Source organism: Mesorhizobium sp. LjRoot246 (assembly GCF_964254115.1).
GTDB lineage: Bacteria > Pseudomonadota > Alphaproteobacteria > Rhizobiales > Rhizobiaceae > Mesorhizobium.
The window spans coordinates 5,639,158-5,659,628 of sequence record NZ_CAXUSN020000001.1 but is presented as its reverse complement, the minus strand read 5'-3'; the positions used below and the strand labels follow the sequence as shown (position 1 = coordinate 5,659,628).

The window sequence follows — 20,471 nt, the reverse complement described above, 5'->3', positions numbered from 1 at the left end:
ACGACTTCCGCGCTGAACGTGATGACGAGTTGGAGGGTCTGTCGCGTCGAAGCAACTCCGCCCTGTCAGAGCGCGGGGCGAATCCACCATTCTTCAAGGGATCTTCGATAGGCCGTACCAAGCGACACTATCGTTCGAAAGGTTCTCCCAGCGAAGCCACGCCGTTGAGCTTGAGCAGACGCCGGTTCGAAGAAATGATGCCGAGCACGATGACGGTCACAAGATAAGGCAAGCTCGATAGAAGTTGCGAGGAAACGTTCAGCCCTGTCGCCTGGGCCGCGAGGCTTGCTAGGGAGACGGCGCCGAAAAGGCACGCACCTAGGAAGATACGGCTGGCGAGCCAGGTGCCAAAGACGACGAGCGCAATCGCAATCCAGCCGCGCCCGGCGATCATGCCGTCGGCCCATAGCGGAGTGTAGACCACGGCTGCGTAGGCGCCGGCGAAACCCGCCAATGCGCCGCCGAAGGCGACGGCGGCGAAGCGCACGGCGATCACTGGATAGCCGAGCGCATGGGCCGCCTTGGGGTTCTCGCCGACGGCGCGGACGACGAGGCCGGTCTTGGTGTAGGCGAACATCGCCCAGATGGCGACGGTCGCGACAAGCGAAAGCCACACGACAACGTCTTGGGCGAACAGGCCACCGAAGACCGGGATATCCGAAAGCCAGGGCAGCGAAAGCTTCGGAAGCCCCTTGACCGTAAGGCTCTCATAGCTCTTGCCGAACAGCGCCGAGAGGCCTTGGCCGAGTATGCCTATGGCGAGTCCCACTGCGACCTGGTTCGCGCGGAATCCCAGCGCGATGACGGCAAAGACAAGGGAAAGCGCAGCGCTGGCCAGGCCCGCGGCGACGAAACCGAGGAGATGCCCGCCGCCCTGATGGACGACGATGAAGGCGATGACCGCGCCGAGGGCCATTAGTCCCTCCACGCCGAGATTGAGGACGCCGGCCCGCTCGGCCACCAGTTCGCCGAGCGCCGCCAGAAGGAACGGCGTAGCCGCCGCCAGCATCCCGGCGACGATGAACTCGGCGGCGTTCATGACATGCTTCCGTGGACGGCGTGGCGCCAGTCGAGCCGGTAGCGGACGAAGGCGATGGCGACGAGATAGGCGAGCAGCAGGCTGCCCTGGAAGACCCGGACCGCGGCGACCGGCAGATTTGCCGAGACCATCGCGTTATCGCCACCGATATAGAGGGCTGCCATCAGCAGCGCGGAAAAGACGATGCCGATCGGGTGAAGGCCTCCGAGGTACGCGACGATGATGGCGGCATAGCCGTAGCCGGTCGAAATGGAGCGCTGCAACTGGCCAAGCGGTCCGGCTACCTCGGCGGCTCCGGCGAGGCCAGCCGCGAAGCCGCCGATGAGGAGCGAAAGCCATATCGCGCACCCCTCGTTGAAGCCGGCGTATCCGGCTGCGTGCGGCGCGAGGCCGCCGACCTGCAGCTTGTAACCCGCGAAACTCCTCTGCATGAAAACCCACGCCGCGAGGGAGAACGCGCAGGCGACAAGCAGCGAGACGTTGACACGGGTGCCGGGGATCAGGATCGGCACCATCGCATCATACTGGAACATCACCGATTGCGGGAAGTTGAAGCCGTTCGGATCCTTCCAGGGTCCGAGAAGCAGATAGTTGAGCAATTGCGCCGCAACGAACACCAGCATGAGTGACACGAGAATCTCGTTCGCGTTGAGCCTCACGCGCCAGAAGGCCGTGAGCGACGCCCATAGCGCGCCACCCAGCGCACCGATGACAAGCATGGCGGGCCAGATCCACTGGCCCGTTGCCTCCGGGAACCAGATGGGAATGGCCGATGCGAAAATCGCGCCAAGAATGAACTGGCCTTCGGCGCCGATGTTGAAGACCTTGGCGCGAAAGCCGATCGCAAGCCCCTGCGCGATCAGCAGGAGCGGTCCGGTCTTCAGCAGGACTTCCGAGAACGAGGCCCAGGACAGGAAAGGCTCCAGAAGCATCGCGTGGAAAACGGCTACCGGATCGCGGCCCATCAGGAGGTAGAGCCCGAGATTGAGGAGTGTCGCAAGACCGAGCGCCACGGGCGGGGCGACCAGCTTCACGCTAAGCGAGGCATGCTCCCGGCGAACCAGAACGGGAAGGAACGGCGGGGAGAGAGCACTCATGCAGGGACCTTCCTGGGCGTCGAATGCGCGCCGATCATGTAGCGGCCGATCTCCTCGGGTCTGGTATCGCGCGTCACCAGCGGCGGGCTCAGCCGGCCCTGATGGATCACCCGGATCGAATCGCAGAGTTCGAACAGCTCCTCCAATTCCTCCGAAATGACGAGGATTCCCATGCCTTCATTGCGAAGGGCGACGAGACGCCGGCGGATGGCGGAAGCAGCGCCGACGTCCACGCCCCAGGTGGGTTGCGCCACGAACAGCAATTTCGGCGACAGCATGATCTCGCGGCCGACGATGAACTTTTGCAGATTGCCCCCCGAAAGCGCGCCGGCCTCCGCTTCGGAACCGGGCGTGCGCACGTCGTATTGCCGGATGCAGTCCTCGGTGAAAGCCTTGGCCCGGGCAGTGTCGACAAGGCCGCGTTTCAACAAGCCGAACGGATGGGCGGTCAGAAGGCTGTTGAGGACGAGAGACATCTCCGGCACCGCGCCGCGGCCGAGCCTTTCCTCCGGAACGAAAGCGAAGCCCAGCCGGCGGCGGGCCGCCGCATTGAGCGCGCCAACATCCTTTCCCATCATGTAGATGCGATCGGACTTCTCGCGCGGCAGCGCCGTCTCACCTGAAATCAGCGCTGCGAGTTCGCTCTGCCCGTTGCCCGATATGCCCGCGATGCCGAGGATCTCGCCGGCCCGGACCGTCAGGCTGACGTCGCTAAGAGGCACAGCGAAGGGATCGTCCGGCCGATGGTCGAGGCCGATGATTTCGAGGCGCTTTTCTCCGCCGGAATGCGCCATCGCCGGCATGGGCTGCGGCATGTCGCGGCCGATCATCATGCGGGCGAGGTCGTGCGCGTCATGATCGCGCGGGTCCACATGGCCGGTGATGCGCCCACCGCGCAGGATGGTCGCGCGGTCGCAGACCGCGCGGATCTCCTCCAGCTTGTGCGAGATGAACAGGATGGAAACGCCACCGTCGCGCAGCCGCCGCAAAGTCTCGAACAGCTTGCCCACCGATTGCGGCGGCAGGACGGAGGTCGGTTCGTCGAGGATCAGGAGCTGGGGTTCGGTCATCAGGCAGCGGATGATTTCCACCCGCTGCCGCTCCCCGACCGAGAGCGCGTGGACATGGGCGCGCGGATCGACCTCGAGTCCGAAGTCGCGGCCGAGCGTACGGATGCGTTCCGCAAGATCCGATTTGCCCCTCGGCACGACCAGCCGGATGTTCTCCACCACCGTCAGCGTCTCGAACAAGGAGAAATGCTGGAACACCATGCCGATCCCCTTGCGCCTCGCATCCGCGGGGGAAGCGAGGGCCAGGGGCTCTCCTTTCCAGCTCACCGTTCCGGCGTCCGGCTGCTCGACGCCGTAGATCAGCTTCATCAGCGTCGACTTGCCCGCTCCGTTTTCCCCGAGGATCGCATGGATCGAGCGCGGAGCCACATCCAGATCGATGTCTCGATTGGCATGGATCTGGCCGTAGCTCTTGGAGATGCCGCGCAGCGACAGGAGCGGGACGGTCATTGTCACTTCGGCAGCGGCGTGTTGACACCCTTGACGTGCCAGTCCATGGCCACGATCTCGGCCTCGCTCATCGTCTTGCCGGCGGGGACGGCCTCGCTGCCGTCGGCCTTGGCGATCGGGCCGGTAAAGGTCGAGAAGCTGCCGTCGGCGATCTTGGCTTCCACCTCCTTGATCCTGGCCACCATGTCGGCCGGGATGCCCGGGTTCCAGTCAACAACCTCGACCACCTTGTCGCCGACACCCAGGAAAGCGTTGGCGCCCTTGAAGTTGCCGGTGATGTGGGCATCGACCGAGGCTTTGAAGAAGGGCGACCAGTCGGTCGCAACACAGCCGAGATAGGTTTTGGGCGCGTATTTCTTCATCGACGAGTTGAGGTTGAAGGCGGGGACGCCGGCCTCCTCGCAGGCCGAGACGACGGAGGGTGTGTCCTGCGCGTTGGAGAAGATCACGTCGCATTTCTGCGCCAGCAGCGCCTTGGCGGCTTCCTGCTCCTTGGCCGGATCGAACCATGAGTTCACCCATACGACCGAAACCTCGACATCGGGCTTCACCGCCTGCGCTCCCAGCGTGAAAGCGTTGATGGAAGTGATCAGCTCCGGAATGGCGAAGGCCGAGACCGAGCCAAGCTTGCCGGTCTTGGAAAGCGCGGCCGCCGCCATGCCCATCAGGTAGGTCCCCTGGGAATATTGGGCCGCGAAGGGTGAGAAGTTCGGCGCCACCTGGAAACCGGAAGCATGCAGCACGGTGACGCCGGGATTGCGGCGCGCGATCTGCAGGGCACCGTTCTGGTAGCCGAAGGACCCTGCGATCAAGAACTTGTTCCCGTCGGCAACCGCCTTGTTCATGATCCGGTCGGCATCGGGTCCTTCCTGTATGTTCTCGATGACGGTCACCTTCACCTTGTCGCCATAGGCCGCCTTCACCGGTTCGAGCCCGTCGGCGAGCGCGCGACCCCAGCCGACATCGCCGACCGGTGATGGGACCACAAGCACGATGCCCAAAGGTTCGTCGGCGGCAAGCGCGCGGCCGCCCACCGCTGCGACGAGCCCGGAGGCAGCCGCGCCCTTCATCAATGTTCTGCGGGTCAGATTTGTCAGCATGTCAGTTCCCCTTGTTTTGGTTTCTAGAATTCCACGGTCGCGAGCGCCGCCTCGGCGTGCGCGAACAGCCGAGCCTCGTCGAGCCCCGGGAACTCGCCCTTGGCCCAGACGATGCGGCCGTTGATCATGGTCATGTCGGTCGGCGCGCCGATGCCCACCTTGGCCAGCAGGCTCAGCGGATCGTGCCGCGTGCCGACATAGTCCATGCGCCGCGTGTCGATGGCGAAAAGGTCGGCGGCCATGCCGGGCGCCAGCCTGCCGATGTCGCCGCGCCCGAGCAGCGTCGCGCCCCCGGTCGTCGCATAGCTGAGAAAATCGGCCGGCGGCGGAACCGGATGCTCGCGTGTCGACGCCGACAGGCATTGCAGCATGTAGGCGGAATGGATGCAGTGCATCAGGTTCGAATTATCGTTCGAGGCGGCACCGTCGCAGCCCAGCCCCAAATTGAGCCCGAAGGCCGACATCGCCGGGATGTCGGTGATTTCGGCGCCGACGAGATAGACCGGCTCCGGGCAGTGCGCGACGCCGGTGCCGCTTGCGGCCATCTTGCGCAGTTCGTCGTGGCTCAGCTCCCAGCAATGGGCATAGAAAGCGTCCGACCCGCAGAAGCCGATCTCAGCGCAATAGTCCACCGTGCGCATGCCGTGACGGGCCTCGATGAGCGGGCTTTCGCCCTCGCCGACATGTGTATGCATGCGCACTCCGCGGTCGCGCGCCAGCGCCACCGATTCCACGAACGTCTCGCGATAGCAGTTGACTGGCTGGCAGGGCGCGACGGCGACCTGGCGCATGCTGAACGGACCGGCATCATGGTAGGTATCGATCAATCGGGCACAGTCGGCGATGAATTCGTCCGTCGTTTCCAGCATGGCGTCGGGGATGGTCGAGCCTTGCGATTTCGGCAGCGTGTTGCCGCCGCGTCCGGCATGGAAGCGCATGCCGAGGAGTTCGGCCGCTTCGAACTGCCGGTCGATCAGCCGTTTGCCGGCATGCCGCGGAAAGCAATACTGATGGTCGAATGCCGTCGTGCAGCCGTGCTTTATCAACTCGGCCATGGCCGTCACCGACGCGTGGTAGAAGCATTCCTCGGTCAGTCGCGAGAAGATGGGATAGATGCGGTCGAGCCATTCGATGACCGACAGCTTCGTCCAGTCCAGATCGGCGCGGTTGCGCACGAAGCACTGAAAGAAGTGGTGATGAGTGTTGACGAGGCCGGGATAGACGAACCAGCCAGCGGCATCCCGCGCGATGGTGCCGGCGGGCAGCTCGCCCTCGTCGAGGCCTTCGCCGATGGCCCGTATCGCCGGCCCGTCGGTCAGGACATCGACATCGCGTCGGACGTCCGGACCGTTGCCCTCGTCGACGATGACCGCAGCGCAGTTCTTCAGCAAATAGCCCGCCACGTCAGGCCTCGCCGACTTCTGGGACGGGCTCGGCCTTGAGCTCGTGCAGCCGATGGATGCCGGGCATCTCGATGAAACCCTCGATGGCGCGGATCGCCCGCGACCAGAGCCGGATCGCGGGATAGGGATCGAGCGAAACGCCGCCGTCGGGCGCCAGCGCCACATAGGGAAAGCAGGCGACGTCGGCGATCGTCGGCCGGTCCGACGCAAGGAAGCGCTGGCCGCGGATACGCTGTTCGACGAGGCCGGCTTCCAGTTCCCGCAGGGCCGCTGTCCCCTGCCCCTGAAGGACAGCGATATTGCCCGGACGCAACAGCATCTCGTGCAGGCGCGCCGCCCCCAGGCTGGCGGTCAGCCGATGCGAGAAGGAAAGCCATTGCTGAACGCGCGCCGCCCGCCTGGGCGTGTCGTTGCCCAGCCATTGCGGCGCCGCCTTCGCGGCGAGGTAAACCAGCATGGCCGAGGATTCGGTCAGGACGAGGTCGCCATCCTCCAGGATCGGGATCGAACCAGCCGGGTTGAGCGCCATGAGCTCGGGACCGCGATGCTCGGCGCCGGGATGGAAGTCGACGGGGCGGATGTCGAGTGTCACACCGGTCAGCGCGGCCATCAGGCGCGCCTTGTAGCAGCTCGGCGACAGCACGTAGTCGTAGAGCTTCATTGCGCCACCAACTGCGCGCCGTAGGTGTAGCCATGGCGTTTCAGCCAGCGCCGGTAGGCAACCGATGTCAGGTCGGCCCGCGTGGGAATTTCCATGCCGGGATCGAGCGGCAGCAGCCCCGGAATCTGGTTCTCGAGGATCGACCGGTCCTGAAGGAAGATCGTCTGCTGGAAATGGATCAGGTCCGTCATCGGTGTTTCGTCGTCGAACAGCGCCATCCACGGCCAGACGTCGCACAGGTCTTCGGCAAGTGGCTGCACGAACAGCGTGATGACGTCCCATTCACCCGGGCGCGGCGGGCAGGTCTTGTAGAGGATCGAGCAGGTCGGCGCAGGCACGCGATACATGTATTCGGTGGTTATGCCGCCTTCCGCCGATTTGGCGGCCTGCGGCTGGTAGAACTTCACCTGGGTCGCCCAAACCTCGTCTTCGTCCTCCCGGATCTCGACCTTGTAGTTCTGGACCTCGGTATGCGGTTCGGCCCCCAATATGTCGGTATGCACAAAAGGAAAATGCGCGATGTCGAGGAAGTTCTCCACCGCGCGCAACGGCGAGCAGCGCACGCGCATCACCCCGACATCGACGAGCCGGCGGCCGGGCTGATCGGCCTCGGGGATCGCAAACAGCGGCTTTTGCGGATCACCGAGCGATGACCAGACATGACCATAGCGGACGCAGGCCGGCAGCGCGCGTTCGTTGCCGCCCGTGACCTTCGCGGTTCCGTCTTCGCCGCGCCTCACCACGATCGGCTCGCCCATCAGGGCCGTCTTGCGTCCATGCACATCAAGCTGGCTGGCGAGGCCGACCGGATACCATTCGTCGATCATCGCGTTGCGGGTCATTGGGCGATCCCGCTGCGCGAAATATTCTCGGCCGCCCGTCGCAGCGCCTCGGCGGCCCTCGACGCGCCGATACGCTGGGTCGGATTGCTGTCTTCGTCCACCAGAACATGCATCAGCGTCCGCGCTTGCCCTTCGGGGACAAGCAGCAGCCGGACGGTCTGGGCATTGTGCGTGTAGTCGAGCAGGCCTGCGCCGGACTTCGTGCCCGCGGCCGCCTCCAGCGCCGCGATGTCCGCTTCCACCATCATGGAGCGCAGGGGGGCAAGGCCCTCGAACCGCGGCGGCCCGGCGGCGGGTTCGCCAGCGGAAATCCATATGATACCGTCGTCGTCCTCGACGGGCTGCATCGCGACACGAATCGTGTCCGGCGGCGTCAGTGCCGGATGGGCCGGGATGCGCAGGCAGTTTCCCGCCTGGGCATAGCTCCAGCCGTGATAAATGCAGGACAGGGTCTCACCGCGCACGAAGCCGTGGGAAAGGCGCATGCCGCGATGAGGGCACCTGTCGGCAAAGGCCGCCGCACGGCCGGAGCGGCTTCGCCAAAGGGCAACGGGTCCGGCTGGGGATTGCACCGGCATTACAGTTCCCGCAGGCAAGTCCGCGGAGAGGGCAACAGGCATCCATGAGCCGGTCGGATAGGGCGGCATACTTCAACTTTCAAACGACACCAGCATCTTCCCGAGCGCAGCTTCGCGGTCAAGGACATGCTAATAAGCCTGGTTACGTTTGCACAACATTTCCTCACTGGCAATAATGCCTAAAAAAGGTGCATGACACCTGACAGGCGACGCCGCAAACCTAGCCCGATTCGTTCTCGATCGGCGCCCGGCGAATGGCCTCGACCCAGACATCGATTGGTCCAAGAGAGCACCCCATCTCCATCATGTCGACCAGTTCCGCCGGACCGGCAACGTCGAGTTCGATCCGGTCGGGACCGGCAATGAATATTGCCTGCGCGAGGCCGAGCTTAGCGGCATGACGCTCGATCCACGGAAGAAAGGATGCCGCTCTGACATCGCCGAGGATTGTCATGCGCTCGCGCGTAAAACGTCGATCTTGCTCGTTCATGAAGGATCTTAGCAACGAAATTCATTTTACAGATACGTCGTATCCAATCACGTGGCTAGGGCATGAAAAGGCGGACAGATCTTTCGCCGACAAGGACGCTCGTCATCCTCGCCGACCCCGGTCAAGACCGGGTCGCTGCCGCGACCGGTCCATATGATGTCAGCACCCCTGCATCGGATGGCTCCCGGACTGGATGGAAGCAAGTTGCTGGGGAATGGGCCAGGTTCGACGATCGCCGAGTCGACGCCGAAGCTCGACAGTTCATAGCGGTAAGATTCGGCAAGCGCCTCGAGCGCAAATTTGCTCGCAGAATAGACACCGAAGAGAGGAAAGATCAGTCGGCCCATGAGCGACGTGACATGGACGAGAAGCCGCTGCTGGCGGCACGCATATGCGGCGGAACGGCGCGGTCGGCGCGCACGGCGCCGAAGAAATTGACCGCAAACTGCCGTTCGACATCCGCGACCGTGTAGGCTTCCGTGATCCCAACGAACATCGTTCCTGCATTGTTGATCAGCGCATCAATTTTTCCGTGCTTGATTACATGGTCGATCGCCGAATTGACCGACGCTTCCTTCGACGTCGCGCATGGTCGCAACCACCGTATGACGTGCAGTTAGCCGGTTCTGACTTCGCTCAGGCGGGAAACAGGAACGCGGCGGCCGGATCGAAAAACATCTGCCGGCGGGACTGCGCTGGGTCATGTGACCGCATGGCGCTAGAGGTCGGCCTGATGTCGATCTCCTGTCCTGAGGCGGTGCGCGCAACGATGCGCCGGCGTTCGCCATAGAAGGCGACATCGACGATCTCGACATTGAGTTCCGCGCTCGCCGGCTTTCGCTCCATGCCAAACGCTTCCGGCCTGATCATCAGCCTGGTTTTTTGGCCCTTCTCGAAAGCGCCGTTGACGCTCACGCCGGAGACGAGCGAACCGTCCGTCAGCCGGATCGTTGCAGCCCCGTCGACGGTTTCGAGATGCTCGGCGGGGAGGAAATTCGAATTGCCGATGAAGCCGGCAACGAAGTCCGTCGCCGGACGGAGATACAGATCCTCGCCGGTGCCGGTCTGTTCGATGCGGCCGTCCCTGAACAGGGCGACGCGGTCGGAGAGATGCAGCGCCTCTTCCTGATCGTGGGTGACGTAGAGGATGGTGACGCCGGTCTCGCGGTGGATGCGGCGGATCTCGGCCTGGATTTCCTCGCGCAGCTTCTTGTCGAGCGCCGACAGCGGCTCGTCCATCAAAAGGATCGGCGGGTCATAGGCCAGCGCTCGCGCCAACGCGACGCGCTGCTGCTGGCCGCCCGACAAGGCGCCTGGCAATCGCGCGGCGAAGCTTTCCAGCCGCACCAACGCCAGCATGTCGGCAACCTTCTTCTTCACCTCGGCGTCCGGTTGGCGGCGAACGCGCAGCGGAAAGGCGACGTTTTCGGCCACCGTCAGGTGCGGAAACAGCGTATAGCGCTGGAACACCATGCCGATGTTGCGCTTGTGCGGCGGCACGGCGAGCAGCGACTTGCCTTCCAACTGCACGTCGCCGGAGCTCGGATCCTGGAAGCCGGCGATGGCGTAGAGCGTCGTCGATTTCCCGGAGCCCGAAGGTCCGAGAAAGGTCAGGAATTCACCCTTGGGTATCTCAAGGGTGACGTCATGCACGGCAGTGAACGCGCCGAACGCCTTGTGCAATTTGCGGATAGAGAGGAAGGGCTGGGTCATGTCTGGAACTTTCGGCGCAGCAATGCCGTCACCACCATCAGGGCAAGCGTCAGGCCGACGAGCAGGCTGGAGGCGGCGGCGATGACCGGGCTCAGATCCGAGCGCAAGCTGCCCCAGATCTTGACCGGCAAGGTCTGCAAGGTCGGGCTGGCCATGAAGATCGCTACGACGACTTCATCCCAGGAGGCGAGGAAGGCGAAGATCGCTGCGGAAAAGATGCCGATCCGGATCGAAGGCAAGGTGATCCTGAGCTTGGCCTCGAGCGGGCTGGCGCCGCAGACGATGGCCGCATCCTCGATCGATTTATCGAAGCCTTCGAGCGCCGTGGCGATAGGGATGATGGCGAAGGGCAGCGCCAGCACGGTGTGGGCGATGACGAAGCCGATCGTGGTGCCGCCGAGACCGAGGCGCAGGAAGAAGGCGTAGATGGCGATGGCGAAGACCACGACCGGCAGGACCATCGGCGTCAGCAGCAGGCCGCGCAGGATTTCGCAGCCGCGAGACTGTCCACGAACCAGGGCAAAGGAGGCGATGAGGCCGATCACCACAGCGAGGATTGCCGTCATGGTGGCGATGCGGGCGCTGGTCAGCGCCGCCTCCAGCCAGGCCGGATCGGCAAACAGCTCCTGGTACCATTTCAGCGTCCAGCCGGGTGGCGGAAAGGCCAGCCAGCGCGACGATCCGAAGGAGAGCAGGACGATGAAGACCACCGGCAAGAGGAGGAAGGCGGCGACCAGCGCGGTGAAGCCGAGCAGCGCAATTTTCAGCCAACCCATGCGGTCGTAATCAAGCAGCATCTCAGACGCCTCCCGTCACGCGGCGGGCGCCGACAAGGCGCAGCTGCAATGCGTAGAGAGCCATGGTCACGACCAGCAGGATAAAGGCGGCGGCGCTGCCGAGCCCCCAATTGAGTAACGACTGGATCATCTGCGCGATCATTTCGGCCAGCATCATGTTCGACGTGCCGCCGAGCAGTGCCGGCGTGACGAAATAGCCGAGCGACATGACGAACACCATCAGGCCGCCGGCGGCGATGCCGGGCAGCGACAGCGGCAAAAGGATACGGCGGAAGGCCTGGAAAGGGCTGGCGCCGCACAGCGACGCGGCGCGCAGCGTCATCGGGTCGATCGCCCGCAACGTGCCGACCAGCGGCAGGATCATGAAGGGCAGCATGATGTAGACCATGCCGATGGTGACGCCGGTGAGATTGTTGATGAGCGGCAGCGGCAGGTCGATGATGCCTGCGGCCATCAGCGTCCGGTTGATGACGCCGGTGCGCTGCAGCAACACCATCCAGGCGTAAGTGCGGGTGAGCAGATTGGTCCACATCGACAGGATGATGATGCCGAAGACGATCGAGGCGATCGCCGCCGGCATGATCGCCAGCATCCAAGCGACCGGAAAGGCGACGAGGACGGTGACGGCGGTGACGACCGCCGCGACCAGGAAGGTGTTGAAGAACACCCTGGCATAGGTGCCGTCACCCAGAAGCGTCGCGTAGTTCTGCAGGCCGGGAGCGGGCTCGGTGATGCTGCGCAACAGCAGGGCCAGCACCGGGACGACGAAAAAAAGCGCAATCAGGATCAGTGCCGGCAGCAGGCCAGCGAAGCCTGCCGGCATTCTGACTATCCCAAAGATCTGACGCGTTTCGACTGACATGGCGGGAACCTGTTTGTGGAACGAGACAGCCTGAGCCGCCTCGTCCCGTTCTGTTGCGGCAGCCTGCGCTATTTCGCCTGCCAGGCGTACCAGCGCGTCGCGATGGCGTCGCGGTTCTCAGCCCAATAGTTCATGTCGAGATCGATCTGCCCATCGACATGAGCGTCCGGCAGCGACTTCACGACGTCCGCCGCCATCTCGGCCTTGGCCTTGGTATTGACAGGCGCATAGCCGCTGGCTTCGGCAAATTTCGCCTGGCCGGCCGGGCTGCTTGCCGCGGCTAGGAACTTCATCGCTGCATCCTTGTTCTTGGCGCCCTTCGGCACCACCAGAACGTCGGCCGCCGTCAGGTTCTGAGCCCAGGACACGCCGACGTCAGCTTCGTCATGCTGAAGTGCGAAGACGCGGCCGTTCCAGAGCTGGCCGAACGTCGCTTCGCCGGACGCGATCAATTGCTGCGACTCCGCACCGCCGCCCCACCAGACGATATCCGACTTGATGGTGTCGAGCTTCTTGAAGGCGCGATCGAGGTCGAGCGGATAGAGCTTGTCGGCCGGAACGCCATCGGCCAGCAAGGCGATCTCGATGACACCGGGCGCCGACCATTTGTAGAAGGTCCGCTTGCCGGGGAATTTCTTGAGGTCGAACATGTCGGCCCAGCCGGCCGGTTCACCCGAAACGGCGCCCTTGTTCCAGGCGAGCACGAAGGAATAGTAGAAACTGCCGACGGCATGATCGGTGGTGAAGCGCGGATCGAGGTCGGCCTTCGGCACGGCGGTGAAGTCGATCGGCTCGAGCAGGCCGTCCTTGGCCGCCTTGATGGCGAAATCCATCTCGACGTCGACGACATCCCAGTTGACGCTGCCGCTGTCGACCATCGCCTTCAGCTTGCCGTAGTCGGTCGGGCCGTCCTGCAGGACCTTAATGCCGGATGCGGCCGTGAACGGCTCCGCCCAGGATTTGGTCTGCGCTTCCTGGGTCGTCCCGCCCCAGGAGGTGAACACCATGTCCTCGGCCCTTGCGGCTGTCGTTGCCAGAAGTGTGGTTGCGAAAAATCCGGCCAGGATGCCGGTGGTGATCAGTTTCATGTCGTTCTCCTCTGTTTGTTTTCGTTGTTGGTTGTTCGTGATCGGCGTTTTCGCCTTGATCGCGAATCCCCGACCTGCGGCGGCTACCGCATGACAAAAGGATCGGGAATTGGGTCGTCCGATGTGCGTATCCAGACCGATTTCGAGCGTGTGTAGTCGCGGATCGCGTCCATGCCGCCTTCGCGGCCGAGGCCGGACTGGCCATAGCCGCCGAACGGAACCAGCGGCGAGACGGCGCGATAGGTGTTGATCCAGACCACGCCGGCATGGATGCCGCGCGCCATGCGGTGCGCTTTGGTGAGATTGGTGGTGAAGACGCCGGACGCCAGGCCGAAAGGCGTGTCGTTGGCAAACGCGAGCGCCTCGACTTCGGTATCGAAGGCGAGCACGCTGAGGACGGGACCGAATAGTTCTTCGCGCACGCAGGGCAGGCCGGTGTTGTCATTGGCATCGATGATCGTCGGTGCGTAGTATAGGCCGCTTTCGTGGCCTGCAGGCCTTTCGCCGCCGGTGACAAGGCGTCCGCCTGCGGCAAGGCTTGCCGCAACGATCTTCTCGATCCGGTCGCGCTGCCGTGATGTGGCAAGCGGCCCCATTTCGGTTGCAGGATCCTGCGGGTCGCCGATGCGGATCGCTTTTGCCTTGCGCTTGAGCCGGGCGAGGAATTCGTCCTTCACCGAACGTTCGACCAGCAGCCGCGAGCCGGCGACGCAGCTCTGGCCGGTGGCGGCGAAAATGCCGGCGACGACGGCGTTGGCGGCACTGTCGAGATCGGCATCGGCGAACACCACGACCGGGCTTTTGCCGCCCAGTTCGAGCGTCGTGTAAGCGAGATTTTCAGCCGTGTTCCTGACGATCTGCCGCGCCGTCGCCGGGCCGCCGGTGAAGGCGACGCGGGCGACGAGCGGATGGCTGGTCAGGCGGTGGCCGCAATCATGGCCGAAGCCGGTCAGGATGTTGACGCTGCCGGCGGGAAAGCCGGCCTCATGAACCAGTTCGGCGAAGGCGAGCAGCGGGGCAGGGCCATCCTCTGAAGCCTTGAGGACAACGGTGCAGCCGGCGGCAAGCGCCGGCCCGAGCTTGACGGCGGACAGGAAGAGTTGCGAATTCCACGGCACGATGGCGGCGACGACGCCGATCGGCTCGGGCCGGATAGTCACTTCCATGTCCGCCTTGTCGATGGGAACGAACGCGCCTTCGTGCTTGTCGGCCAGTCCGCCATAGTAGCGGTAGTAGTCGCCGACATAGGCGATCTGGGCGCGGGTCTCGCGGATGATCTTGCCGGTGTCGCGCGTCTCGAGTTCCGCCAGCCGGTCGGCATTGGCGACCACCAGGTCGCCGAGCCGCACCAGGAGCTTGCCGCGCGCTGTTGCCGTCAGCGCCGGCCATGGACCGGAGCGCAGCGCAAGGTGAGCGGCCTCGACGGCGCGGTCGACGTCATCGGATGAGGCAGCGGGCATTTTTGCCCATGCCGCGCCGGTCGACGGGTCGATGCTGTCGAAAGTCGCTGCCGCGTCCTCGAAGCTGCCGTCGATATAGTTCCTGAATTGAGCGGTGCTCATCACGATCCCGCTTTCGGTTCGGTAAAAGCCGGCATCACCCTGTCGATGAAGAGCTGCAGCGATTTCTTCTTGCGCTGGTGGGAGAGGCCGCTGTCGATCCAGATCGAATACTGGTCGTAGCCGAGCGCCTCATAGGCCTTCAGCCTGGCGATCACCTCGTCGGCTTCGCCGATGACGAGGTTCTGCCGGATCTTGTCCGGCGCATATTGCGGCATGGCCGCGATTTCGGCATCAGTCAGCGGCTCCAATATGCCCTGGCGCACCGGCTTCTTGTTCTGGAACCAGGCGCCGAACTGGCAGTAGAATTGCGACAGATCCTGCGTCAGGTGGTCGGCATCGGCCGCGTCCTCGGCGACGAATGTATGCATCAGGAGCATGATTTCGGGCCGTGCTATGTCGGGGTGGGCACCACAAGCGGTGTTGAAGCGCTCCATCAGACTGGCCACCTCGCCATCGCCCGAGGCCAGCGGCGTCACCTGCACATTGCATTTGCTGGCGACGGCAAAGTCGTGCGAGTTCGGATCGCGCGCGGCCACCCAGATCGGCGGATAGGGCTTTTGCAGTGGCTTGGGCGACGAGGTGGTCGGCGGGAACGACCAGAACTCGCCGGAGAGTTCGAAATCGCCATCCCACAGGCCGCGGATCGCCGGTACCATCTCGCGCATGCGCTGGCCGGCGCCCCATGCTTCGAGGCCGGGAAAAAGCCGCTGGTATTCGTAAGCGTAGGCGCCGCGCGCAATGCCGATGTCGAGGCGGCCGCCGGAGATCACGTCGGCCATCGCCGCTTCGCCGGCAAGCTTGATCGGGTGCCAGAACGGCGCGACGATGGTTCCGGTGCCGAGCCTTATGCGCCTGGTCTTGGCGGCGAGCCAGGCGATGTTGATGAACGGGTTCGGCGAGATGGTGAATTCCATGCCATGATGCTCGCCGATCCAGGCGGTCTCGAAGCCTGCTTCTTCGGCCTGCACAACCAGCTCTTCCAGCTCGCCGACAAGCTCGGAATGCGGCTTTGCCAGATCCGAGCGCTCCATGTGGACGAAAAGCGAGAATTTCATCAGCGTCACCCGCGACCGGACAGAAGAACTGGCGAAGGTTTGGCGAGCGGCCGGACTTCGCCTTCGACCTCGTTGCCGACATAGACGCCGAATGCATCTTGCGTGCGTTCGCGGACATAGCGGGTCAGCATGGAACGAACCGCCGGGTCGGCGATCCTGAGATCGGCGATTTGGTCGATGTCGACAAGCCTGATCCGGCGATCGCCCAAACAGGGGCCGTCGACCGCTCCGCGATAGTAGACATGCGTGCGCGACGGAGCAGCTGCATCGTCCCAGACGGCGAACAGGAAGCCGAGATGCGCGTCGACAGCCTTGGCGGCAAGGCATCCTTTGAGGCTGTGGGGATCCTTTGGCGAGCCCAGCCCGCGACCTGCCGGCAATTCGTTGAAACCGTCCGGTGTTTCGAAGAACAGCACGCGGCCTTCATTTTCGAGAATGGCGCCGACTTCCGTATCAGGGGGTACGGCCGCTAGCGCCTCCTGGCTGAGGCCGGGCGTCACATAGGTGCCCCGGCAATAGCCGAGAGGCTGTGCTCCGTTGTGGCTGAAATCGCGGACGCGGCCGATGAGGATCGAGTGATCGCCGGCGTCGACCAGTTGCTGCATGGCGCAATCGAACACCGCGACCGAACCGTCGATCAGCGGATTGCCGGTCTGGCCCGGCTGCCAGGCCACGGTCGCGAACTTGTCCGCGGCCTTGGAGGCAAAGATGCCGGAGTGGGTCTTCTGGCTCTCCGACAGGATGTTGATGGCGAAGCCTTTCGATGTGGAGAACGCGCCGTGTCCCAGCGCCTTCTTGGCGATGCAGACAAGCACCAGCGGCGGTTCGAGCGAGACCGAGGTGAAGGAGTTGGCGGTGAAGCCGCGCGGCTCGCCTTCCGCACTGACCGTGGTGACGATGGTGACGCCGGTCAGGAAGGAGCCGAGCGCGCGCCGGAATTCGCCGCTGTCGAAGGCGGCATCGGCCTGCGGCGTCTCGGCTTCGCCAGCATCGAGAAAGGCGCTGATGCGGTGAGTCACTTTTTCGGATGAAGCCATTGCCATCATGTGCCTTTCTCCGCTGAGCACCAGGCATTGGCCGTGCGGCGCGAGCCGCGCCATCGCCGCCGACATGGAAGGGGTCGAATTGCTATCGTCAGACCCGGTCATGAACAGGGCTGGTGCGGCCAGCCCGGCCAAGGCATCGGCATGCTCGGCATCGGCATGGGCAAAAAGGCGATAGGTGCGCGCGTAGCCTTCCGGGTCGACGCCTTCAAGAGCAGCTCGCGCCGTTGCCGCCGCCCCCGCCAGGCTCTCCGGCAGCGGGTCGCCGAACCAGCGGGCAAGCGTTGCCGCGATGGCGGAAGGATCGCCATGCGTGCCGAGGGCTGCCGCACGCTCGCGCACGGCCTGCGCCAGGGTTTCGGGGCGGCGGAACACAGCGTTGAGGCAGACAATGGAGCGGACGCGCGACGGCGCGCGAAGGGCGATTTCCAGGGCGACCAGCGCGCCCATCGAATGGCCGACGATCGATACCGACGCAAGGCCAAGATGATCGAGCAGGCGCAGCGCCTGCTCGGCGAAATCCGACAGGGCAGCATTTTCCGGCGGCAGCGGCGAGCTGCCGTGGCCGAGCATGTCGATGGCGATCAGGTCGTGGCGGTCCTGCATCGCGACGATCTGATCGCGCCAGATCGTCGCGTTCATGCCGACGCCGTGGATGAGCAGAACCGGCGCGCCGGCGCCGGCGCGGATGAAGCCGGTGCCGTCCGGAGCAGTGTTGCGGATCCATGCGGGGGCGGCGACATCAGCCATGCAGGTCTCCCACCTCCTTGAGGTCCTGATAGCGGTCGCCGATCCGGTGATGCGGGCGCCCGCCGATCGAAGCGCCAAGCGCCACCACCAGTTCGTCGGGGGCGGGGGCATCGCCGATCTGGAAATGCACGGTCAGATAGTGCGAGCGGCGGCCCTCGTCGTTCTTGTCCATCAGCGGGATCATGATCGGCGTGTTCGGCCCGCCGCGCAGATTGGTGAAGGCGAGATAGGTCTTGGCGCCGACCGCGCGGCGGTAGTGATTGCCGAAATGCAGCGTATGGATCAACGCCGATGCATGCTCGATCTCGCCCGCCGTGCCGCAGATGGCGGCCTTGCCGTAGCCCTCGATTGCTTCGCTCGAACCGGCGACGGCGATGATTTCGCGCGTCAGCAGTTCGCCGAGGACCGGGGCGACGGCGCGGATCTCCGGCGACAGGTCCTCGGTGAAACCGCGGCCAGCCCAGGGGTTCGTCAGCACCGCGGCGACGCCGATCAGGCGCAGCGGCTTGGGCGCGGCCTTGCCGCCCTCGATAAGCGTGTTTTCGATGTAGGTGACGGTTTTTCGAATGGCCGGTTTCATGAAGTCCTCGTTCGCGATGGCAGCCATCCGGCGCCGTCATCCCTGTGTCATCTTATGGTATACCATGCTATGGAGCGCCAAGAACCTTGTCAATCGGCTGCGGAATCTGTTTTGTGGCGGCGCAAGCTAAGGCGGAGAAAAAATGTCAGACGATACGCTGCGGATCGACCGCTCTGCCAAGACACTGAGGACGCTGGCGCTGGAGCGCATGCGCGAGGCGATCATGGGCTTTCACTTCCAGCCAGGCGAAAGGCTGGTCGAGCGGCCGCTATGCGATCAGCTCGGGGTGAGCCGTTCGGTGGTACGCGAGGTGCTCCGGCAACTGGAGGCGGAAGGCCTGGTGCAGATGATACCAGGCCATGGACCTGCCGTGGCTAGGCCGGATCTCGGCCGCACCGATGAAATATACGAATTGCGGGCGCTGCTCGAAGGCATCGCGGCGCGTGCTTGCGCGACCTCTGCAACCAGCGAGCAAATCGCGATGCTTGATGGTGCCTTTGCGAACCTTCTCGAAGCCTGGGCGTCAGGGGAGCCGGTCGAGGTGATGCGGGCAACGGCGAAATTCTATGAAGAGTTTTTCGACGCTGCCGGAAAGCGCATCGCTTGGGAGATCGTGCAACGATTGAATGTTCGCATCAATCAACTGCGGTCGATGACCATAACCTCAACCAATCGCCGGGAACCGGCGATAGTCGAAATGACCGCGATCATGGACGCCATTAAGTCGCGCGACCCTGACAAAGCTGAGGCGGCCGCCCGACATCATGTCGAGCAAGCCTGGTCTATCGCTCAACAGTTGTTGCGCTCGAGGTGACGGTGGTCTTGTGGTGAAGTTCAAGCGCCAAGCTCCCGGCCTCGCCCGATACCATGCGATCCCAATGGCTGGCCGCAAGGCGTTGCTCGGTGCTGGGTTCAAGGCACGTCAAAACCGACATTCCTACCGAAACTGGGTGAAGCTACGGAGCAATGTCGCTCAAATAGTAGCTCAGGAGCCGCGCCGGAAATGTCGGCTTCTGGCGCGATGCTGGCAATGAGGTGGCCGAATTCACGCGTACGGTGGTGGCGGACCCATACGAGACAATACGGGAAACTCTCCAATTCACGCCCACGAAAAAGACAATAGAATCATGGCCCGCGCCACATCCTGTGGTCCCATGACGATTGATTTCGCAATGAAAAGATGCACACAATTGGAGAGGTGACGGGACTTTTTCGAAACGGCATAGGCGCACCGCCAGACGCCATATGATTGCAAAAATCGCCGATTGGTCCCGATAGTTGCTGAAACCTCGAAATATTTGTGGCGATTTTCCCTTTAAAATCAAAAGCCTAATTTTTGACGGTTCTGATGTCGGACTTTGCGCGCTTTAGCGTGGAAAAGTATAGTGTTAACTCGGTCTCGTTGACCATACACTCCACATCATCAATTGAACCGCCAATATCGGCAAGCTATTGATTTTCAAGAGATAGGTTTTGATTGCTGCTGGCGACGGAAAAAGCAGTGACAGAATCTGCCGGTATTTCTGACGGTACATCCAGAAGCGCGCCAACAAGCCACCTGAGGTCCGGCCGCGCGAGGTCGCTACACGGTTGACGCTCGGCTATCTATTAGGGCCATTGTTCGGCCTATCAGGTGTCTCCGACATCCGGCCTGGGTGGGGAATGGAACTTTCTGCCGATCAGTGGGCTTTTCGGATACGCCGTCGGAGAACGATGTGGAGAAATTGATGCGGAACCTTATGCTGGTCTTCGCGGCACTTGCCCTAGCCGCGTGCCAATCGGCTCCTGAACCGCCGCAATCCGCTGCTGTCGAACCTGTGTTGGATCCTGCTACCATTCCGTCCCAACCCGCCTTGGATCCTGCCGCTGTTCCTCCTGGCTCGGTAATCATGGATCAATCCGTGACAATCACTCCTCCTTCAAAGGGCGTTCCAACAAAGTACGCTGCTTTTTCGGGCAATTGGGCCGGACGATTGGAGGGCACATATGAAGGTAAACTGGCTGTTCAATCTGTTTCTTCGAACGGAAAGGTGACGGTCACCTATGCGTGGGGAATTCTGGGCGATAACAATCCGGGAGAGGCCGCAGGCGCAGGAAAAATTGTAGGGACTACGTTGAAGCTTGGGCGCCTCCCGAATGGCGCGGACGTTAGTTTTATGATGCTGCCCGACGGAACTCTGGCCGGAACCTATACGCTCGCCGGCCAGACCTACAGGGGCGTGTTCATCAGGCAATGATCAAAGAAGATACGGTCGCGCTCCCGCGGTTTTGATCCGCGCGATCGCGCGCCA

At 63.4% G+C, this 20,471-nt stretch carries 19 protein-coding genes and 1 pseudogene; 2 read left to right on the top strand and 18 right to left on the bottom strand.

Going from position 1 to position 20,471, the window contains the following annotated elements; translation table 11 throughout:
• Positions 1-127: 127 nt before the first annotated feature.
• The 18 genes and pseudogenes from ACSQ3L_RS27650 to ACSQ3L_RS27565 form a co-directional block, all read right to left on the bottom strand.
• Complete coding sequence (locus tag ACSQ3L_RS27650) at positions 128-1,039, bottom strand: ABC transporter permease (RefSeq protein ID WP_436162788.1); 912 nt, start codon at positions 1,037-1,039, stop codon at positions 128-130.
• The gene (locus ACSQ3L_RS27645) at positions 1,036-2,136 is read right to left on the bottom strand and encodes an ABC transporter permease (protein ID WP_436162787.1); all 1,101 of its coding nucleotides are present in this window, start codon (positions 2,134-2,136) and stop codon (positions 1,036-1,038) included. Before ACSQ3L_RS27645 ends, ACSQ3L_RS27650 begins: the two co-directional genes overlap by 4 nt.
• Positions 2,133-3,656 carry an ABC transporter ATP-binding protein gene (locus ACSQ3L_RS27640; RefSeq protein WP_436162786.1) on the bottom strand — a complete coding sequence of 508 codons (1,524 nt, stop codon included), beginning with the start codon at positions 3,654-3,656 and terminating at the stop codon, positions 2,133-2,135. Before ACSQ3L_RS27640 ends, ACSQ3L_RS27645 begins: the two co-directional genes overlap by 4 nt.
• A 2-nt stretch (positions 3,657-3,658) precedes the next feature.
• A complete protein-coding gene (locus ACSQ3L_RS27635) occupies positions 3,659-4,753 on the bottom strand; it encodes a BMP family ABC transporter substrate-binding protein (RefSeq protein ID WP_436163545.1) in 1,095 nt (364 codons plus the stop codon).
• 26 nt (positions 4,754-4,779) lie between these two features.
• Positions 4,780-6,159, bottom strand: coding sequence for an amidohydrolase (locus tag ACSQ3L_RS27630; RefSeq protein ID WP_436162785.1), 1,380 nt, complete (start codon positions 6,157-6,159; stop codon positions 4,780-4,782).
• Between the two features lies 1 nt (position 6,160).
• Positions 6,161-6,820 carry a glutathione S-transferase family protein gene (locus tag ACSQ3L_RS27625; protein WP_436162784.1) on the bottom strand — a complete coding sequence of 220 codons (660 nt, stop codon included), beginning with the start codon at positions 6,818-6,820 and terminating at the stop codon, positions 6,161-6,163.
• Complete coding sequence (locus ACSQ3L_RS27620) at positions 6,817-7,662, bottom strand: aromatic ring-hydroxylating dioxygenase subunit alpha (protein ID WP_436162783.1); 846 nt, start codon at positions 7,660-7,662, stop codon at positions 6,817-6,819. Before ACSQ3L_RS27620 ends, ACSQ3L_RS27625 begins: the two co-directional genes overlap by 4 nt.
• Positions 7,659-8,309, bottom strand: coding sequence for a Rieske 2Fe-2S domain-containing protein (locus ACSQ3L_RS27615; RefSeq protein WP_436162782.1), 651 nt, complete (start codon positions 8,307-8,309; stop codon positions 7,659-7,661). Before ACSQ3L_RS27615 ends, ACSQ3L_RS27620 begins: the two co-directional genes overlap by 4 nt.
• A gap of 151 nt (positions 8,310-8,460) precedes the next feature.
• A complete protein-coding gene (locus ACSQ3L_RS27610; protein WP_436162781.1) occupies positions 8,461-8,730 on the bottom strand; it encodes an acylphosphatase in 270 nt (89 codons plus the stop codon).
• Positions 8,731-8,866: 136 nt separating this feature from the next.
• Positions 8,867-9,346 (bottom strand): annotated as a pseudogene (locus ACSQ3L_RS27605) (SDR family NAD(P)-dependent oxidoreductase); the annotation flags it as partial.
• A 20-nt stretch (positions 9,347-9,366) separates the two neighbouring features.
• On the bottom strand, positions 9,367-10,443 hold the full coding sequence (locus ACSQ3L_RS27600; protein ID WP_436162780.1) for an ABC transporter ATP-binding protein: 1,077 nt from the start codon (positions 10,441-10,443) through the stop codon (positions 9,367-9,369).
• Positions 10,440-11,240, bottom strand: coding sequence for an ABC transporter permease (locus ACSQ3L_RS27595; RefSeq protein ID WP_436162779.1), 801 nt, complete (start codon positions 11,238-11,240; stop codon positions 10,440-10,442). Before ACSQ3L_RS27595 ends, ACSQ3L_RS27600 begins: the two co-directional genes overlap by 4 nt.
• Before the next feature lies 1 nt (position 11,241).
• A complete protein-coding gene (locus ACSQ3L_RS27590) occupies positions 11,242-12,102 on the bottom strand; it encodes an ABC transporter permease (RefSeq protein WP_436162778.1) in 861 nt (286 codons plus the stop codon).
• A gap of 68 nt (positions 12,103-12,170) precedes the next feature.
• Positions 12,171-13,190 (bottom strand): polyamine ABC transporter substrate-binding protein, encoded by a 1,020-nt coding sequence (locus tag ACSQ3L_RS27585; protein WP_436162777.1) that lies wholly within the window; start codon positions 13,188-13,190, stop codon positions 12,171-12,173.
• 83 nt (positions 13,191-13,273) lie between these two features.
• Positions 13,274-14,752 (bottom strand): aldehyde dehydrogenase, encoded by a 1,479-nt coding sequence (locus ACSQ3L_RS27580; RefSeq protein WP_436162776.1) that lies wholly within the window; start codon positions 14,750-14,752, stop codon positions 13,274-13,276.
• Complete coding sequence (locus tag ACSQ3L_RS27575; protein WP_436162775.1) at positions 14,752-15,807, bottom strand: LLM class flavin-dependent oxidoreductase; 1,056 nt, start codon at positions 15,805-15,807, stop codon at positions 14,752-14,754. Before ACSQ3L_RS27575 ends, ACSQ3L_RS27580 begins: the two co-directional genes overlap by 1 nt.
• 5 nt (positions 15,808-15,812) lie before the next feature.
• Complete coding sequence (locus ACSQ3L_RS27570) at positions 15,813-17,600, bottom strand: alpha/beta fold hydrolase (protein ID WP_436162774.1); 1,788 nt, start codon at positions 17,598-17,600, stop codon at positions 15,813-15,815.
• Positions 17,593-18,180, bottom strand: coding sequence for an amino acid synthesis family protein (locus ACSQ3L_RS27565; protein WP_436163544.1), 588 nt, complete (start codon positions 18,178-18,180; stop codon positions 17,593-17,595). Before ACSQ3L_RS27565 ends, ACSQ3L_RS27570 begins: the two co-directional genes overlap by 8 nt.
• Positions 18,181-18,322: 142 nt before the next feature.
• Between ACSQ3L_RS27565 and ACSQ3L_RS27560 the strand changes: the two genes are divergently transcribed.
• On the top strand, positions 18,323-18,994 hold the full coding sequence (locus ACSQ3L_RS27560; protein WP_436162773.1) for a GntR family transcriptional regulator: 672 nt from the start codon (positions 18,323-18,325) through the stop codon (positions 18,992-18,994).
• A 901-nt stretch (positions 18,995-19,895) separates the two neighbouring features.
• Entirely contained in the window at positions 19,896-20,417 is a 522-nt protein-coding gene (locus ACSQ3L_RS27555; protein WP_436162772.1) for a hypothetical protein, read from the top strand.
• Positions 20,418-20,471: the final 54 nt, after the last annotated feature.

What these genes read in the sequence shown, in the direction of transcription:
- ACSQ3L_RS27650 (WP_436162788.1), bottom strand. Translation starts at nt 1,039, where the DNA reads ATGAACGCCGCCGAGTTCATCGTCGCCGGGATGCTGGCGGCGGCTACG.
- ACSQ3L_RS27645 (WP_436162787.1), bottom strand. Translation starts at nt 2,136, where the DNA reads ATGAGTGCTCTCTCCCCGCCGTTCCTTCCCGTTCTGGTTCGCCGGGAG.
- ACSQ3L_RS27640 (WP_436162786.1), bottom strand. Translation starts at nt 3,656, where the DNA reads ATGACCGTCCCGCTCCTGTCGCTGCGCGGCATCTCCAAGAGCTACGGC.
- ACSQ3L_RS27625 (WP_436162784.1), bottom strand. Translation starts at nt 6,820, where the DNA reads ATGAAGCTCTACGACTACGTGCTGTCGCCGAGCTGCTACAAGGCGCGC.
- ACSQ3L_RS27620 (WP_436162783.1), bottom strand. Translation starts at nt 7,662, where the DNA reads ATGACCCGCAACGCGATGATCGACGAATGGTATCCGGTCGGCCTCGCC.
- ACSQ3L_RS27615 (WP_436162782.1), bottom strand. Translation starts at nt 8,309, where the DNA reads ATGCCGCCCTATCCGACCGGCTCATGGATGCCTGTTGCCCTCTCCGCG.
- ACSQ3L_RS27610 (WP_436162781.1), bottom strand. Translation starts at nt 8,730, where the DNA reads ATGAACGAGCAAGATCGACGTTTTACGCGCGAGCGCATGACAATCCTC.
- ACSQ3L_RS27600 (WP_436162780.1), bottom strand. Translation starts at nt 10,443, where the DNA reads ATGACCCAGCCCTTCCTCTCTATCCGCAAATTGCACAAGGCGTTCGGC.
- ACSQ3L_RS27595 (WP_436162779.1), bottom strand. Translation starts at nt 11,240, where the DNA reads ATGCTGCTTGATTACGACCGCATGGGTTGGCTGAAAATTGCGCTGCTC.
- ACSQ3L_RS27590 (WP_436162778.1), bottom strand. Translation starts at nt 12,102, where the DNA reads ATGTCAGTCGAAACGCGTCAGATCTTTGGGATAGTCAGAATGCCGGCA.
- ACSQ3L_RS27585 (WP_436162777.1), bottom strand. Translation starts at nt 13,190, where the DNA reads ATGAAACTGATCACCACCGGCATCCTGGCCGGATTTTTCGCAACCACA.
- ACSQ3L_RS27580 (WP_436162776.1), bottom strand. Translation starts at nt 14,752, where the DNA reads ATGAGCACCGCTCAATTCAGGAACTATATCGACGGCAGCTTCGAGGAC.
- ACSQ3L_RS27575 (WP_436162775.1), bottom strand. Translation starts at nt 15,807, where the DNA reads ATGAAATTCTCGCTTTTCGTCCACATGGAGCGCTCGGATCTGGCAAAG.
- ACSQ3L_RS27570 (WP_436162774.1), bottom strand. Translation starts at nt 17,600, where the DNA reads ATGGCTGATGTCGCCGCCCCCGCATGGATCCGCAACACTGCTCCGGAC.
- ACSQ3L_RS27565 (WP_436163544.1), bottom strand. Translation starts at nt 18,180, where the DNA reads ATGAAACCGGCCATTCGAAAAACCGTCACCTACATCGAAAACACGCTT.
- ACSQ3L_RS27560 (WP_436162773.1), top strand. Translation starts at nt 18,323, where the DNA reads ATGTCAGACGATACGCTGCGGATCGACCGCTCTGCCAAGACACTGAGG.